16 protein-coding genes are annotated in these 13,623 nt (G+C 65.0%); 4 read left to right on the forward strand and 12 right to left on the reverse strand.

Translation table 11 applies throughout. The annotated features are described in order from the left end of the window. The first annotated feature begins 82 nt into the window (after window positions 1-82). The gene (locus ACZ50N_RS27985) at window positions 83-775 is read left to right on the forward strand and encodes a TetR/AcrR family transcriptional regulator (protein ID WP_011856876.1); all 693 of its coding nucleotides are present in this window, start codon (window positions 83-85) and stop codon (window positions 773-775) included. Window positions 776-1,124: 349 nt separating this feature from the next. Here ACZ50N_RS27985 and ACZ50N_RS27990 read toward each other — a convergent pair whose 3' ends face one another. The 3 genes from ACZ50N_RS27990 to ACZ50N_RS28000 all read right to left on the reverse strand — a co-directional run bounded on the left by ACZ50N_RS27990 (window position 1,125) and on the right by ACZ50N_RS28000 (window position 4,037). Beyond that, entirely contained in the window at window positions 1,125-2,459 is a 1,335-nt protein-coding gene (locus ACZ50N_RS27990) for a hypothetical protein (RefSeq protein ID WP_046363130.1), read from the reverse strand. A gap of 128 nt (window positions 2,460-2,587) precedes the next feature. Then, the gene (locus tag ACZ50N_RS27995; RefSeq protein ID WP_024449211.1) at window positions 2,588-2,920 is read right to left on the reverse strand and encodes a helix-turn-helix domain-containing protein; all 333 of its coding nucleotides are present in this window, start codon (window positions 2,918-2,920) and stop codon (window positions 2,588-2,590) included. Then, entirely contained in the window at window positions 2,910-4,037 is a 1,128-nt protein-coding gene (locus tag ACZ50N_RS28000) for a tyrosine-type recombinase/integrase (protein WP_046363131.1), read from the reverse strand. Before ACZ50N_RS28000 ends, ACZ50N_RS27995 begins: the two co-directional genes overlap by 11 nt. A gap of 338 nt (window positions 4,038-4,375) precedes the next feature. On the opposite strand from ACZ50N_RS28000, the gene ACZ50N_RS28005 reads away from it, so the two are divergent. Further along, the gene (locus tag ACZ50N_RS28005; RefSeq protein WP_131705479.1) at window positions 4,376-4,987 is read left to right on the forward strand and encodes a hypothetical protein; all 612 of its coding nucleotides are present in this window, start codon (window positions 4,376-4,378) and stop codon (window positions 4,985-4,987) included. 14 nt (window positions 4,988-5,001) lie between these two features. Continuing rightward, window positions 5,002-5,529, forward strand: a complete 528-nt coding sequence (locus ACZ50N_RS28010; protein WP_464475756.1) for a hypothetical protein — start codon at window positions 5,002-5,004, stop codon at window positions 5,527-5,529. 82 nt (window positions 5,530-5,611) lie between these two features. Here the strand turns inward: ACZ50N_RS28010 and ACZ50N_RS28015 are convergent, their stop codons facing one another. The 6 genes from ACZ50N_RS28015 to nrdH form a co-directional block, all read right to left on the reverse strand. Continuing rightward, window positions 5,612-5,836: a hypothetical protein gene (locus tag ACZ50N_RS28015; protein WP_046361810.1), complete on the reverse strand. Its 225-nt coding sequence runs from the start codon at window positions 5,834-5,836 to the stop codon at window positions 5,612-5,614. Between the two features lie 389 nt (window positions 5,837-6,225). Next, complete coding sequence (locus ACZ50N_RS28020) at window positions 6,226-6,753, reverse strand: DUF4192 family protein (protein WP_157863548.1); 528 nt, start codon at window positions 6,751-6,753, stop codon at window positions 6,226-6,228. A gap of 31 nt (window positions 6,754-6,784) precedes the next feature. After that, a complete protein-coding gene (locus ACZ50N_RS28025; RefSeq protein WP_046361809.1) occupies window positions 6,785-7,069 on the reverse strand; it encodes a hypothetical protein in 285 nt (94 codons plus the stop codon). A gap of 45 nt (window positions 7,070-7,114) precedes the next feature. Then, entirely contained in the window at window positions 7,115-8,656 is a 1,542-nt protein-coding gene (locus ACZ50N_RS28030) for a DNA cytosine methyltransferase (RefSeq protein ID WP_464475757.1), read from the reverse strand. Between the two features lie 84 nt (window positions 8,657-8,740). Then, window positions 8,741-9,289 (reverse strand): hypothetical protein, encoded by a 549-nt coding sequence (locus ACZ50N_RS28035; protein WP_046361807.1) that lies wholly within the window; start codon window positions 9,287-9,289, stop codon window positions 8,741-8,743. Window positions 9,290-9,323: 34 nt separating this feature from the next. Then, on the reverse strand, window positions 9,324-9,590 hold the full coding sequence (gene nrdH / locus ACZ50N_RS28040) for a glutaredoxin-like protein NrdH (RefSeq protein ID WP_046361806.1): 267 nt from the start codon (window positions 9,588-9,590) through the stop codon (window positions 9,324-9,326). A gap of 576 nt (window positions 9,591-10,166) precedes the next feature. Between nrdH and ACZ50N_RS28045 the strand changes: the two genes are divergently transcribed. Next, window positions 10,167-11,135, forward strand: coding sequence for a hypothetical protein (locus ACZ50N_RS28045; RefSeq protein ID WP_046361805.1), 969 nt, complete (start codon window positions 10,167-10,169; stop codon window positions 11,133-11,135). 45 nt (window positions 11,136-11,180) lie between these two features. Here ACZ50N_RS28045 and ACZ50N_RS28050 read toward each other — a convergent pair whose 3' ends face one another. The 3 genes from ACZ50N_RS28050 to ACZ50N_RS28060 form a co-directional block, all read right to left on the reverse strand. Continuing rightward, window positions 11,181-11,900 carry a helix-turn-helix transcriptional regulator gene (locus ACZ50N_RS28050; RefSeq protein WP_464475758.1) on the reverse strand — a complete coding sequence of 240 codons (720 nt, stop codon included), beginning with the start codon at window positions 11,898-11,900 and terminating at the stop codon, window positions 11,181-11,183. A 294-nt stretch (window positions 11,901-12,194) separates the two neighbouring features. Then, window positions 12,195-12,944, reverse strand: coding sequence for a Fic/DOC family protein (locus tag ACZ50N_RS28055; protein ID WP_046361803.1), 750 nt, complete (start codon window positions 12,942-12,944; stop codon window positions 12,195-12,197). Next, on the reverse strand, window positions 12,941-13,147 hold the full coding sequence (locus tag ACZ50N_RS28060; RefSeq protein ID WP_052765116.1) for a hypothetical protein: 207 nt from the start codon (window positions 13,145-13,147) through the stop codon (window positions 12,941-12,943). The genes ACZ50N_RS28055 and ACZ50N_RS28060 overlap by 4 nt, the downstream gene beginning before the upstream one ends. Window positions 13,148-13,623 lie beyond the last annotated feature (476 nt).

Raw genomic sequence — 13,623 nt, forward strand, 5'->3', positions numbered from 1 at the left:
GGTTTCGCTGCGCTACCGTTAGTACCACACTGCTAGACTGCCGTGACAGCATCGCGTGAAGATCGACCGCCGAGGTGAACGAGTGAGCGACAGTCAGGCAGTGCCCGTCCCTGACGACGACGTGGACCCTCGGCTCATCCGGTCACGCACCCGGCTGCTGGATGCTGCGGCAACGCTACTGAGCACCGGTGGGGTGGAAGCGGTCACTATCGATGCCGTCACCAAAGCATCCAAAGTGGCCCGAACCACGCTGTACCGCCACTTCCACAGTTCGTCGCATTTACTGGCAGCCACGTTCGAACGCCTACTTCCACAAGTGACCACTCCGGCACCGACCAGCGGACCCCTCCGTGAGCAGCTGATCGAATTGCTCAGCCGCCAAGCCGCCCTTTTCAACGACGCACCGCTGCATGTCACGACACTCGCGTGGCTCTCATTGGGGCCCACCGGCTCCAATGCCCAAGCGGAAGACCGCCACACATCCGGGGCGCTACGGACCCGAGTTGTCGATCAATATCGTCAACCATTTGACGCCGTACTCACCAGCCCAAAAGCTCAAGCCGAACTCAACGACTTCGACCAGGAACTGGCGCTTTGCCAACTCGTCGGACCACTCGCCTTCGCCCGAATGACCGGGCTTCGCACTATCACTCACAATGACTGCGCGAACATCGTCGATGACTTTCTCGCCGCCCACCGCAACACCGACAGCGACGCCATAAAATCGAACATCGCCACCAAGAAGACGGGCCGCCCGGCGCGCTCAGCTCGCTAGGCACAACGAAATCACAATGTCGAGCCGGCTGGTCTTCGGGCCCTTTTCGCCTCTCGCAAATCGCGTCGGTGATGGCATCGAAGGACCATTCGTCGCCATCATCGGCGAGGCCGTACGCTGGTTTCCGTTCCACAGCGAGGTGCGGAGACTCGCAGCAGGGTAGTGAGCTACCCGAAGTGCAGGTCACCCGCGGTTCGGCGTCTCAGACGCTTGAGGGCGCGCAACTGCTTGAACCCGTTTCTCGATTGCTTGACTTGTGGCGAGGAGGATTGACAAAGAACAACTTTGACGAGAGCAGGCGAATCGTGGCCTCGGCGGCATGGAGTGGTTACGACATCGCTGTTGCGAGTTAGCTCCGCCTTCGATGCGGCATTGATCTGCCGCGTTCGGTGACGTAATCGGTCCAGTCGCGGGCGGCGAGTTTGGCCCAGGCGGCTGCGTTCTTGGTGGTGATCGCGAGCAGTTCGGCCAGCACGGGTGCGGGCATGTCGCTGGCGAGCTGGAAGAGGGCGGCTTTGCGATGTTCGTAGGGTTTCACCCCGACCGCGACGAGCTGGGTGCGGATGTTCTCGGTGGACAGGTGGGTGCCGGGAAGTCGGCCGGGGAACAGCCAGCCCGTATGGGATGGGGTGTAGCGGCTTTCGCATTGCTGCTCCAGATGCTCGCGGATGAGGTCGTCGAGTAGGGGAGGCATTTGGATGGGGATGGCGGCGAAGACGACATGCACGGCGTGATCGTCGGAGATCGAGATTTGGCTTGATCGCAGGGCGACGATGCGCGAAAGAGGTTGGGCGAACAACAATGTGAGCAGTCCCGCGATGCGGGTTTTGCGGCGGATTGTGTCGTCGTGCAGCAGCCGCCCGACGGCGGCCCACCGCTGGGAATCCGAGACGGTTACCGAGGGAGGTGACCGTGGCGGATCGGTGACCCTCAGTGTGGTGTTGATGCGGGATTGGCGTAGCCAGACGAGGAAGGCGTACTCGGCAGTGAGCGGCCTCCGGTGGAGCGCCTGGTAGCGCTCCAGCATCTCCTGTGTCGCTGTCGCCGGAGTGGCGTCGTGGGTGTGCAGAAACGCCATGAACTGAATCGCCACGCGGACGCGACGACGGCAGGCATCGGTCATCGATCTCGTCAGCCGGTTCTCGTGGGAGGCCTTGCGCATCTGGCGCAGTACATGCCAATGCGCGAATCGGCGAATGATGGCGGCGTCTTCGGCCGGAAGCTCGGCTACAACGTCCTCGATCCAGGGCAGCATCCGTTCGACGCGGATGTCGATCGGGCCCAGAACGCCGACCGCGACCAGGAGGCTGCGCAAGTAATCGTGGGCTCGGTCCGAGGGAAGATCGCTGAAGGTGTCGTGGCTGATTTCACGCGTTCCGCAGGCCATGTCGCGAAGGAGCTGCGGGCCGGTACCGGGCTTCTTTCGCAGCCACCAGAGCACCGTCTGTGGGCGGTCGGCGTTGATCAGTTCGTCGAACACGGGCCGTAGTCGGTGATGAATCGTGCCGCTGATCGGGTCGGTGAGCAGCTCGGTGAGGCGCTCGCGTAGGAAGCAGCGGGCGCATCGGTAGAACCCGTAGGGGTGTTCTTCGCGGCCGCATTCGCTGCAGGTGAAGATCGATGCGACACCGGCGCAGGAGGCGCACACGATGGCATCGTCGAGCTGCCACGCCAGTGGCCGCACGGTCTCACACCGCGGGCATTTCTCGGGGTGATAGTGCCGTCTGCGACGGCATGCGACACAGATGCGACGCCCGTGCGTCAGTGGGGTTAGCCGGATGGTGCTTGCACACTCCCAGCAGGCCCGCTGAGTCACTGGTTGTCGTGGGGGCGGCGGATGGTGGCGCGGATGGGTCGCAGGTCGCCGATGCCGGGTCCGCTGTCGTTGACCGCGGGCGCCTCACGGACTTGTTCGGCGACGAGCTCGAGCAGGTCGTTGGGCGTGCACGACAAGATGTCGCAGAGGGCGGCGAGCAGGTCGAGATTGATGCGCTGCGGGGGCTTGGTCGCGATCCGGTGCACCATCTGTCGGGAGATCTCCACGCCACGCTCGTGCAGCGGTGCGACAAGGTCGGTGGTGGCGAACATTCCGTTCTGGGCCATCAGCTGACGCAGGTTCCACCGCAGCACGGTCCTAGTGCTCATCTCCGCCTTCACCTGTCGTCGTGGATGATCCGTAGACGCGGCGCAGCGCCGCCTGCAGTGTTTTGGTCTTGAAGTCGTCGGACACCGAGGTATAGATCGCGGTGGTCGAGGCATACGAGTGCCCCACCTGTTCGGTGACGAACCGCTCCGGATAACCGAACTCGATCAGATGGGTGACATAGGAGTGCCGCAGGCAGTGCAAGGTGAGCTCGGCAGGCAGTCCCGCTTGCACCCGTGCGACGGCGAATCGCCTATCCATGGTCTTGGTCGCCACGCGCCGTCGACGCTCGGTCAGCCAGAGCTCTTGACGGTTCCCGGGGCTGAGGAGTGGGCGGCCGTGGTCGACCCATTGGCGCAGTCCGTCGATCACCCAGTCGAACTCCGGAACGGCGAGCACGGTGCGACGCCTGGGAGAGCTGCCGCGACGTGATTTGGCGTAGCGAACGTGGACGGCGCCGAACGTGCCCCAGGCCGGCATCCGCGAGTTCGGACGCAGGTCGGCGAGATCGAGATAGCACAGCTCGCGGCGGCGTAAACCGAAGGCGTAGGCCGTCTTGATCATCTGTGCGTCGCGCAGCGCCGCGAACGCGCCTTTGTTCCTGGACCGAGCGAGAACATCGACGCGATCATCGAGGAAATCGAACAATGTTTCCAGTTCGTCGTAGGTGAACGGGCGACGCGCGGGCTTGCCCTCGTAGTCGACCAGATGCGCGGCGGTGTTGTAGTCGTGACAGACCTGCGATGGGATCCGTCCGAACCTGTTCTCGCATTGCGCGATCCAACCGTAGCGGCTATCGAGTAGGTAGTCGCAGAACATCCGCAACGACATGTGATAGCCGCGAATGGTCGACGGTGCTTTGCGTTCCGGGCCCGACATCAAAGCGGCCGTGAAGTCTTCGACATCGCCGGCAGTCCAGTCCCACGGAGGCGCCCCGGCGAACTCTGCGAACCGCCGCACCAACGCCAGCCGCGGCTCGATCGTGGCCTCAGCAGCGAGTAGCCGAGACGCCTGTTGACGACCCCACCCAGACAGCATCGCTTCGAAGACTGCGCTGGCCTCGTCCAGGTGAACCACGCCCGAGGCAAGAACCAAGTGCGCCGACCCCGGAACGCTCACAAGAGAACCTCCATCTATCGTCAACTTAGAGTTGTCAATGACAACCGCAAGTTACCACACCTGCGAGCGAAATCCGTCTACCAGGAGGAACACGAAAGTGGTTCAATGAAGCGCATCCGGCGCTGGTCCCATGCGCCAGATATACGCGTCAACTTCAGGTTGATTCGCGACCTTCGTGACCTAAGTGCAAGAGGTGTGTGGGACCAAGCCAGGCTGGAAAGCAACGATGCAGGTCAACAGGGGTGAGACGGTGGTGAGGGTGAAATCAGGGGTGAGTGGGTGGCTGCGGAAGAAGGGAAGCGTGATTGCGTCGTAAGGGATGGCTAGCATCCGGAAACATGGCTAAAGCAACGACGAAACATGCAGTGAAGCAGCGGGTTCTGGAGGCGCGGCGCGCCGAGAAGGCCGCACGGGAGGCGCGCGAGGCGGCCATTGTCGACGGTCTGTCGGAGTTTCTCGCCGAAGTTGACCGTGCGGCGGCGGTGGGGATGAAGCTCGAAGAGCAGGTAGCGGCGGCGCGCACGAAGGCCGCCGAACGTGTCGAGCGGATTGAACGGGAGACCGAGGAACGAATCGCCACGTTGACCGAGGCGGCGCGGGAGGAAACGGCGCGGTGTGAGCGGGCGGCCGGTGAGGCTGTGATGCGGCTACGGGGGCAGGGTGAGACGGTGGCGGCCATTGCGAGCCAGACGGGTCAGAGCCAGAACCGAGTGCGCGACTTGGGCAAGCTGGCGGTCGGCTCGCAGGACGCAGCTGAGGCGGCGGACCCTGACGGGGCGCAGGCAGGGCAGGCTGGGTCCATGCAGGACGGGGGAGCCGGCGCTGAGGATGCCGCGGTGGTGTCGGCCAGTGGAGTGGACGCAGGCACTGCTGGTGGAGAGCTCGGCGACAGGGAGGCGACCGACGCTGAGGAGCTGACGGTAGGCGCGGCCGCGAGCCTGAGCGCGTAGCGAGGCTTCGGCGGGTGGGCGCTTTGGCGCGGGAGTTGGCGGTTGATCCGGACCGCGACATGGCAGAGGTGGCAAGGTTTTTCAGCCGCGTGGTCGCAGGGCCGGGTCGCCAGGACTGCTGGCTGTGGACCGGTGCGATCGGTGATGACGGTTACGGTCGGTTCGCGATTCGCCGCGACGGCAGGCTGCGCATGGTGCGTCCACCGCGGTATGCCCTTGCGGTGGCCGCAGACGGTGCGGCACTCGATGGGTACGTGCGGGCGCTGCACGAGTGTGATGTGCCGATGTGTGTTCGTGTGATCACTGCCGACGAGTTGCGCGACGGGGTGCGGCCTCATGTGGTCGGTGGGACGCAGCGGGAGAACATGGAGAGGATGGCGCGGGCGCGGCGCGGCGGGGGATCGCCTGCGGTGATCGCGCGCCAGGCGGGTGTGAAGGCACGGCGGGAGCAGGCGCTGGCGTTGCGTGCGGCGGTGCGTTCCGGCTGGGACGGCGCGGCGGTGGAGGCTGCGCTGTTGGGCGGCCAGCCTCGTCTATGGTGAGCCTTCGGTAGTTCTAGTCCGCGCGATGGCCTGCGGGACTGGCCCGGGTGGGGCGGTCCCGCAGGCGGTGGCGCGGATGGGGCTAGTGGTCGGCGGTGGTGGCGATGAAGGCCTCGGCGTCGGTGAGGTAGTAGTCGGCGTGGCGGGTCTGGTCGGCGGTGGCGTCGTTGGCCAGGAGAACGGTGACGGCGTAGTCGCGGGCCGAGAGGGCGTATTGGCGGCGGCGGTGGGGGTCGTCGGCGGCAGCGACCGCGGCGTGGATGTCGGCTCGGGCGTAGGCCAGTGCTGCGGTGGTGGGGATGGGCATGATGGTTCTCCGTTTCGTGGTGTGACTTGGTGGTGCGCCGGTCGGCGCTGGGGTGCGGTCAACCGGGTGAGGGTGGGCGGTCAACCCCGAAGAGGCGGCGGCGGGTGGAGCAGGGTTTTCGGCCCGCGAGCGGCAGCGAGCTTGGTAGGGCCGAAAAGGTCACTCGGCCTGTGTAGGTCGACGTCGGTGTGGGTTGACCGGTCGGGCCCCCGGCCGGTTAGGCTGCGCCCCCTGCTGACGGTGTGAAGGTGAGGGGCTACGGATGCGCCCGCCGCGAGGCGGGCATCCGCGCCGCAGGCGCGCGGCCGAAGGGAACATGCGAATCGCGCAACAAACCCCGCAGTGAACCCGTTGTTGTGGCGGTGGCGGGCTCACAGCACGCGCGGGAGCTAGGTAGCGCTCTGTGAGGCCAGAATGGCGTGGCGCATGGCCGCTTTGGGGTCGACGGCGATATCGAGGGTGTAGACGATCAAGTCGGCAAGGCGCGGAGCGCGGCCGTCGATCTCGGCGGCTTCGGCGATGGCGAGTTCGCATGCGATGGCGGCCCGCACGTTGTCCCCGGCGAGGCAGTAGGCGCATCCGGCGATAGTCAGTGCCTCGACGCGGGCGCTGGATCGGAGTTGGCGCGCGAAGCGCGTCCATAGCGACGCACCGGCATCAGGGTCGTTCAGTAGGAGGGGGAGCATCGCGTCGCGCAACGCCGGGCTGGTGGTGATGATGATTGCGACGCGGCTGGCAAGGGTGCCGGTGGCCCGTCGGTGGCCGCTGAGGACGTTGGTGATGTATGTGAGGGTGTCGGGGACCGAGGGTGCGTGGTCGTCGCGGTTCACGGCGGGGTCGACGTGTTCGAATTCGCGCCGCAGAGCTTGGCGGGTATCGGAGTTGCTGTGGACGGGGTGTACGAGCCTGAGGGTCATGGTGTTCTCCGTTCGCGCGGGGTCGCGGATGTCAGCGAAGGCTCGCCAGGTGGTGGTTGAGGCGGGCGGCGACATCACGGGCGCGGGCATGGGGGTCGAGCGGATCGAAGTCGGTGCTGTAGGCGATCAGGCGGGGGCCGCTGGGCGTCCAGAGGTTCACGTCCCCCAGTTCGGTTGCGTAGAAGGGGTTATGAGCCTCGGTCCGCTGCTGGTGATGGGCGGGGGTGATCCCGTCGCGTTGGTAGGCGTGGATGCGGGCGGTGGTCAGCGGGAGGGCGATGGGGCGCCCGGGGGTGGCGGCGTGCTGTTCAGTCATCGGAACACTCCTTGGGTTGGGGGAGGGGGCTGGCAGTGCGGGCTGTCAGGTGGTGACGGTGGCGGGTTCGCCGGTCAGCGTTTCCACGACGAGTCCGACGAGATCGCGGGCGGCTGGTGGGGTGACGGCGTTGCCTGCCAGGCGGACTTGCTCTCGTCGGGTGCCGAGCATGCGGTAGTCGGTGGGGAAGTCCATCGCGGCGGTGATTTCGCGGGGCTCCAGCATCCGGAAGAACACGTCGTTGATGTCGATGTGCTGTGGCGGTGCGGGGGCGGGTCCGCTGGTGATCAGGCTGTGGCGCTCGACGGTGGTGACGGTGGGCAGGGCTTCGTTGGCAGGGGTGCTGCCGCCTTTGCCGTAGTAGCTCGTGATCAGGGGGCGGGGCTCGGTGGGGTTCCAGCGTCCGTGGAACACGTCGCCGCGTGTGACGGGGGTGTAGACCAGGCCGTGGTGGTTGCCGGATGCGGTGACCGTCGAGAGTGCTTCGGTGGTGCAGCGGGCATCGCTGGAGCCGCCGCGGAGTTCGGCGATGAAGGGCGCGAAGGCGATGCCGTCGTTCTCGCGGGTGGTTCGGGTGGCGATGGGTTGATCGACGGCGACAGCTTCGTTGCGCCAGGTGCCTCCGGTCGGGACCAGCAGCGCGGTCTCGCTGCGCGTGGTCATGGTGCGTGTCGGCTGGTCGACCGGGGCGGCGTTCTTGCCGTCGCGTCCTTCGACGGGTACCAGCATGGGCTGCCAGTAGCGCTGGATTCCGGCGGCGATGCGGGCCATGGTCTTGTCGGCCAGGGGGCGGGTGCGCTCACCGATGCGTGTGCCGGTCAGTGACCAGTCGATGATGTCGGCGGCCGGGCGGTAGGTCGGCTCGATCACCTGGTTGCGGCACGCGACGTTGGGGCAGCGGTAGACGTACTGGGCGCGGTACTTACCCCACGGTGCGCGGTCGGTGCGCTTGAAGCTCTGGACGGCGCGGACCGGTCCGCAGGCGGGGCACACCGCGTAGGGGGACACGATCCGCTTGACGTCGGGGCGGGGATCGCCTGCGCGGGTGAAGATCGCATAGAACCGGTCTCTCGACTGGGGGGCGCCGCGACCGAGCAGTTGCGCATGCATTGAGTTCAGGTAGACCATCTGGCCGACGTAGCCGATGGATTCCATTGCCATGCGCCACGCCTGGAAGGGCGGCCAGAACACCACGTTGACCACGTTCTCCACGATCACGGCGCGGTACATGTGGTACTCGGAGAAGCGCACGACATCCCACATGGTGGCGCGGGAGCGCTCGGCGGCGGCCTCGGGGAGAATCTCGCCGAACAGATCCGGTTGGGCGTCTTGACGTTTGCGGCCCTGGGCGATGCTGTGCTTGGTGCAGCTCGGGCTGGCCCACAGCAGATCAGTGGTGGGGAACAGACGCGGGTCAATCTGGGAGAGGTCGGCCTGAATGTGGTCGGTGTCAGGGTGATTGGCGCTGTGGGTTTCGATGGCCCTGTCCCAGTGGTTACTGGCGACCCTGGCCACGACGTTGTTGATCATCACAGCACCAGCCGTGGAGCCTCCAGCGCCGCAGTAGAGGTCGGTGATCGTCAGCATGGGGGGGTCCTCTCAACAATGGGTGATGGCTATAGCCTACCACAGAATGGATGGTGATAGCCATCCAATATGTGGGGCTTGTGGTTAGGTCAGCTGGTCAAATAGGTCGAGCTGAGCGTCGGCACCGAGGTCGAGAACGCGGCGCAGCAGGGCGTCGGCCTGTTCGTGCATCTCTGTGGTGCGGCGGTAATGCTCGCGGTCTTCCTCGTCCGTGGGGTGGTAGCGAGAGCATGGTCGGCTGTGTGCGTTGGGGGGCGTGCGGGCGTGGGGGCAGCGGCACCACTGCCATGTGCGGTGCTGCTCGGCTCGGGTCGCGGTCAGCAGGTCAGCTATCTGGCTGCGCAGCGCGGTTGGCAGGGCCTGTCCGAGTCGTTGAATCTGAGTGGCGGTGACCGTGGCACGCGGGGGGCCGGAGCCGGGGCGGGGGCTGATGAACTTTGATCCGACGGTCCAGTAGCTGGTCATCCAGTCGGGTGCGCCGTGAGGGGCGGTCGGGCCGCTGGCGCCGCCTGCGCGGGCCAGCAGGGATCGCAGTGCGCGTTCCTCGAGGAATGCGTCCAGGAGGGCACTGCCTGATGATCTGCCGACGAACGCCAGGAGGTGGCGTTGGTCGGGTGTCAGCGTGGGGCGCATGCGCACAGCCTGACGAGGCAGTGCCGGTGGGCGCTCATGCGGGCATCGCTGTTGCATCGGGTGCGGATACCGCAGGGTTGCCGGCGGCCTTGATGCGGTCGGGTCGGAAGCCGCTCCAGTGATCATCGCCGGCTACCACGACGGGGGCTTGCAGGTAGCCCAGGGCCATCACGTAGTCGCGGGCCTCGGCATCGACGCTGATGTCGACTTTCGCGTAGGTGATCCCCGCTTTGTCGAGCGCCTTGAAAGTCGCGGTGCACTGCACGCAGTTGGGCTTGGTGTACACGGTGAAGGTGGACATAACGCGCCTGCCTTTCTAAGTGGATGGCTATAGCCTACCATTAAAGCTAGGGCAAGTCAACGGGAAAACGGCCCTGAACTGGACCATTCGCGACACCTAAGGCCGCGACAGGCTCGACGCGAGCAGGCATGCGATGTCCGTGTCCTTCTTCTATCCAGGCGTAGTTCTACTGACGCGGGCACGGCTGAGGCCGGACGGATCGTAGGAAACAGCGGGAGGGGGCCCTGAGTGCATGACCGGCCAGTCCGGACATCGCGAACCTCGTGGGCCGCCGCAGGGGCCACCGCCTGCCGGCAGGTCGCGGTCTCTACATCCATCGTGATCAACAGATGATGGTCCAGGTTCCGACCTAAAACTGCCGGCCGGCCGGCAGCGTCTGTGAAATCGGTGGGATTCTGCAAGGCCGGTTATTTTTCGAAAGCGTTGGTAGGTGCTCCATCCCTAAGGTGTTTGCGGCCCGCCCCTGAGAGAGGGGCTAACTACGACGCATCCGTCGCCACAGTGCGGTGCGTATGCCGAGCCTCTCGGTCGTCCCAGCACAGAAAGCTCGAATACCTATATGAGGGTACAGATTTGATGTTCCCACGTGTTCTCGCCGTCGTGGCCAGCGCACTGCTGACACTATTGCTGGCCGGCTGCACAGGCGACTCTGCAACGCCCAGCAATGAGCGTGGCGTCCCGGCCGCGCCACGGCCATCGGGCCCTGCTGGACATTCCGTGGACACCGTGACCCTGCAATTTTGCGGCCACAACCTTGATCCCAGTTGCACGCCGGGCAGCTATGTCGGGCCGTTCGTGTCGCTGACCCCCAACGGCGGGCATTGGGACGCCAACGGTAACCCCGTCAACGGAGGCCCGGTCGGCGCTGACGGTTCCACCGGCAACAACCTCACCCAGGAGTACTGCGCCCGCAACCAAGACCCCGCCTGCCCGATCGGCACTTTCGTTGCACCCAACGCGATCAAGAATCCCGACGGAAGCCACACCTACGTCGTCTGTGAGGGCACCATCTGCACCAACCCCAACCACGGCGGCGGTGATCCACCAGGGTATTGGGACGCCAACGGTAACCCCCTCAACGGAGGCCCAGCCGGCGCTGACGGTTCCACCGGCAACAACCTCACCCACGACTACTGCGCCCGCAACCAAGACCCCGCCTGCCCGACCGGCACCTACGTCGCACCCAACGCGATCAAGAACCCCGACGGCACCAACAGCTACGTCGTCTGCGACGGCACCATCTGCACCAACCCCAACCACGGCGGCGGCGACGACTGTGACGGCACCATCTGCACCAACCCCAACCACGGCGGCGGCGATACACCCGACACTGACACCACTCCCGGCGACGACTCCATCGACACCGACGAACCCAGCGATGCCGGCACAAATGACACCGGAGACACCGACCCGCCACCTGATTCCGACGATGGCCCCGCATTCGACGACACCCCGGAAAGCTCCAACGACGATGGTGTCATCGACGACACACCACCGGATTTCGACGACAGCACCGACACCGGCAGCTTCGACGACGGAAACTAGATGCGTGTGACGTGCTCGCGCAACGAGCAGCCTATTCGCTAGGCGCTATGCCCCTGCAGACAGAGTGCGGTAGCTGGTCGGGCTCATACCGACGCGTCGCTTGAACGTGGTGGAGAAGTGGCTTGGCGTGGAGAATCCCAGTGCAGCGGCGATCTCGGTGATGGTTACCGAACTCGCCGATAGCATCTCCCGTGCTCGCGCGATGCGTTGCTCGATTAGATACTGGTGCGGGGTTGTACCGAAGGCGGCTGTGAATGCTGGCAGGAACGTACTCGGTGTCATGTCCACGAGGTTGGCCAACCTGTTCAGATCGATACGATGGTCCAGTTCGGTGTGCAGGTAGTCGATAACGATCTGCTGATCGTGGATTTCCATGCTGCGTTTGGGTTGGGCGAGACGCCGACGTACATCGGTCGCGGGGTACAGGTCGGCTATGTGCATCTGCATCGTCTGGGCCAGCGACTGCCGGAACAGCTGTGCTGCTGCACCCTCTTGAAGGGCCTGGCTGGCTAGGCGGTCCACCAGGCGGTGCAGCAGCGTGTCCGCGTGGCCGACACGAGGGTTGACATCCCTTCCTCCGAAAATAGCTGTGGGGACGGTGATTTCGCAGAATCCAACTGTAGACCCACGTGCCAGCGCGGCGTAGCGCCGCTCGGCCGGGATCACCCACACGTCGCCCACACGCGGAAGGCAGGGGCCCGACGGCCCGTCCTCGAACTCGATTTCCATCGACGCAAGATCCCCGCGGCGGTGCACGACGAACACGTGGTGAGGTTCCTGGAAGCACCAGTCGGTGGGCGCAGTCACCCGTTCGGCGACGAACCGGAAGTCCAGCCCTTGAACTGCAGGGTGCGCGCCGACACCACACTGCGATCAGAGCGCTTGCGGTGCCCATCCCAAACCTGCGTCCGTCCTGAACCGCGCATTTCGAAAGTCTCCAGTTTTTCGAAGCAACCTGGCGATTAGGCCACGATAGCGGCCCCCGCCGCAGGTCGATCCGCGGTCTCGGATGATCGCAGGTCGGCTTCCCGGATTCACCTATCTGGCCAGTGCCTACGGCTAGAGGCTGAGGCCGTGGCTGGGCGGAGCGAGAGACTTGGCCCACCGGCGTTCTTGGTCAGTGACCTGTTCTGTTGAGCGAGGTTCTACGGTGTCCAGCAGCAGCGCTGTGAGGCGGCCGTACTGCCCGGTGCTGTGCCCGTGGTAGCGGGCGCCGATGAACTCTTCCCGACGTGCGAGGAGCTGCACGCCATCGAGGGCGTAGCCGTATTTGCGGCATACGGTGGCCATCAGCATGGTTTGGCTGCGCGTGTTGCCTTCACGAAAGGGATGGACCTGATCGAGTTGCCCCCAGTGCCGGGCTATCGTCGGGATAAACGATTGTGGGGCAAGGTTTGCGGGGTCACTCAATGCGTGCTGGAGTTGGGCAAACACAGCAGTGGCCTGCTCCTCTACGAGACGCCCCGCTGGGTAGCGGTAGGTGACCCATGGAGCGGACCGGTCGTCGGGGGCGAAATTGACGACATCGCGCCACTGCTTTGCCATCGCGTTCTCCGGAACAACTCGCGTTGTTCCGGCCCACGCGTACACGTCCTGGAAGATGCGGTGGTGCACGCGGCGGTAGTAATCGAGGTCGACGGTCTCGGGAAGCGCGGAGTGGTCATCGAGGATGATGCCGCGCATGCGCGGCGCGACGGCATGCGCTTCGGCAACCGCTAGGTCGGGGTAGCTCTTGATGCCGAATTTGTTCTTGAGCACGCCTGGCGCATCAGGCCAGAAGTAGCTATCCCACGTGTCGTAGGACGTCACCTGTCCCTGAATCCCGGCTGTGTGAAGCGCGCGACCACCTCAGCGGCGGCCTGGTCTTCGTTGAGTTCACCACGGTCCATGCGGGCCAGGAGGTCGCGAACAGAGTCGCTGTCGGGGAACCCGGCGAGGCCGGCGGCGGCGATGGCCAGAGATGATGCTTCCTCTGGGGTGTAGGTCACCGGTCGGCGCTGGAGCTGGCTCATGAGAGGCATTGTAGTTTCTTTCGTTCGATGGGTTGCGTCAACGGAAAACGTGGGGTGCAGGTTCTGCGAGGCAGTCCACCCTGGAGTAGGCGGGGTATCGAGGCGACCCTTAGCCCGGCCTACCTTCCAGAAGTGAGCCCAGCAGCGGCATGGGTCGCCGCCCCCATGCCCGCTGGCGTGAGCGTGTAGGCGATAGGTACGTCGCAGTGGTCCTCGTTGAGGCTGTAGGCGATCGGGGAGTCAACAGAAGCGCTGGAGTTCATGCGGGGCATCACCTCTCGTGTAGGAGATAGGGCTCACCGCCATAAGTGGCGGCTGTCTATAGCCTATCAGCAATGGTAGGCTATAGACACCCTCACGGAGAGTTTGCCTACGAATGAATGTCTGTGCCACAACAGAATTGGAACTGTCCGGCCTACACGGTTCGCGTCCACCGTCGGTAGTGGTGTCCTACGGCCTCGGCCTCGATTCAACGT

The organism is Mycolicibacterium obuense (assembly GCF_055397605.1).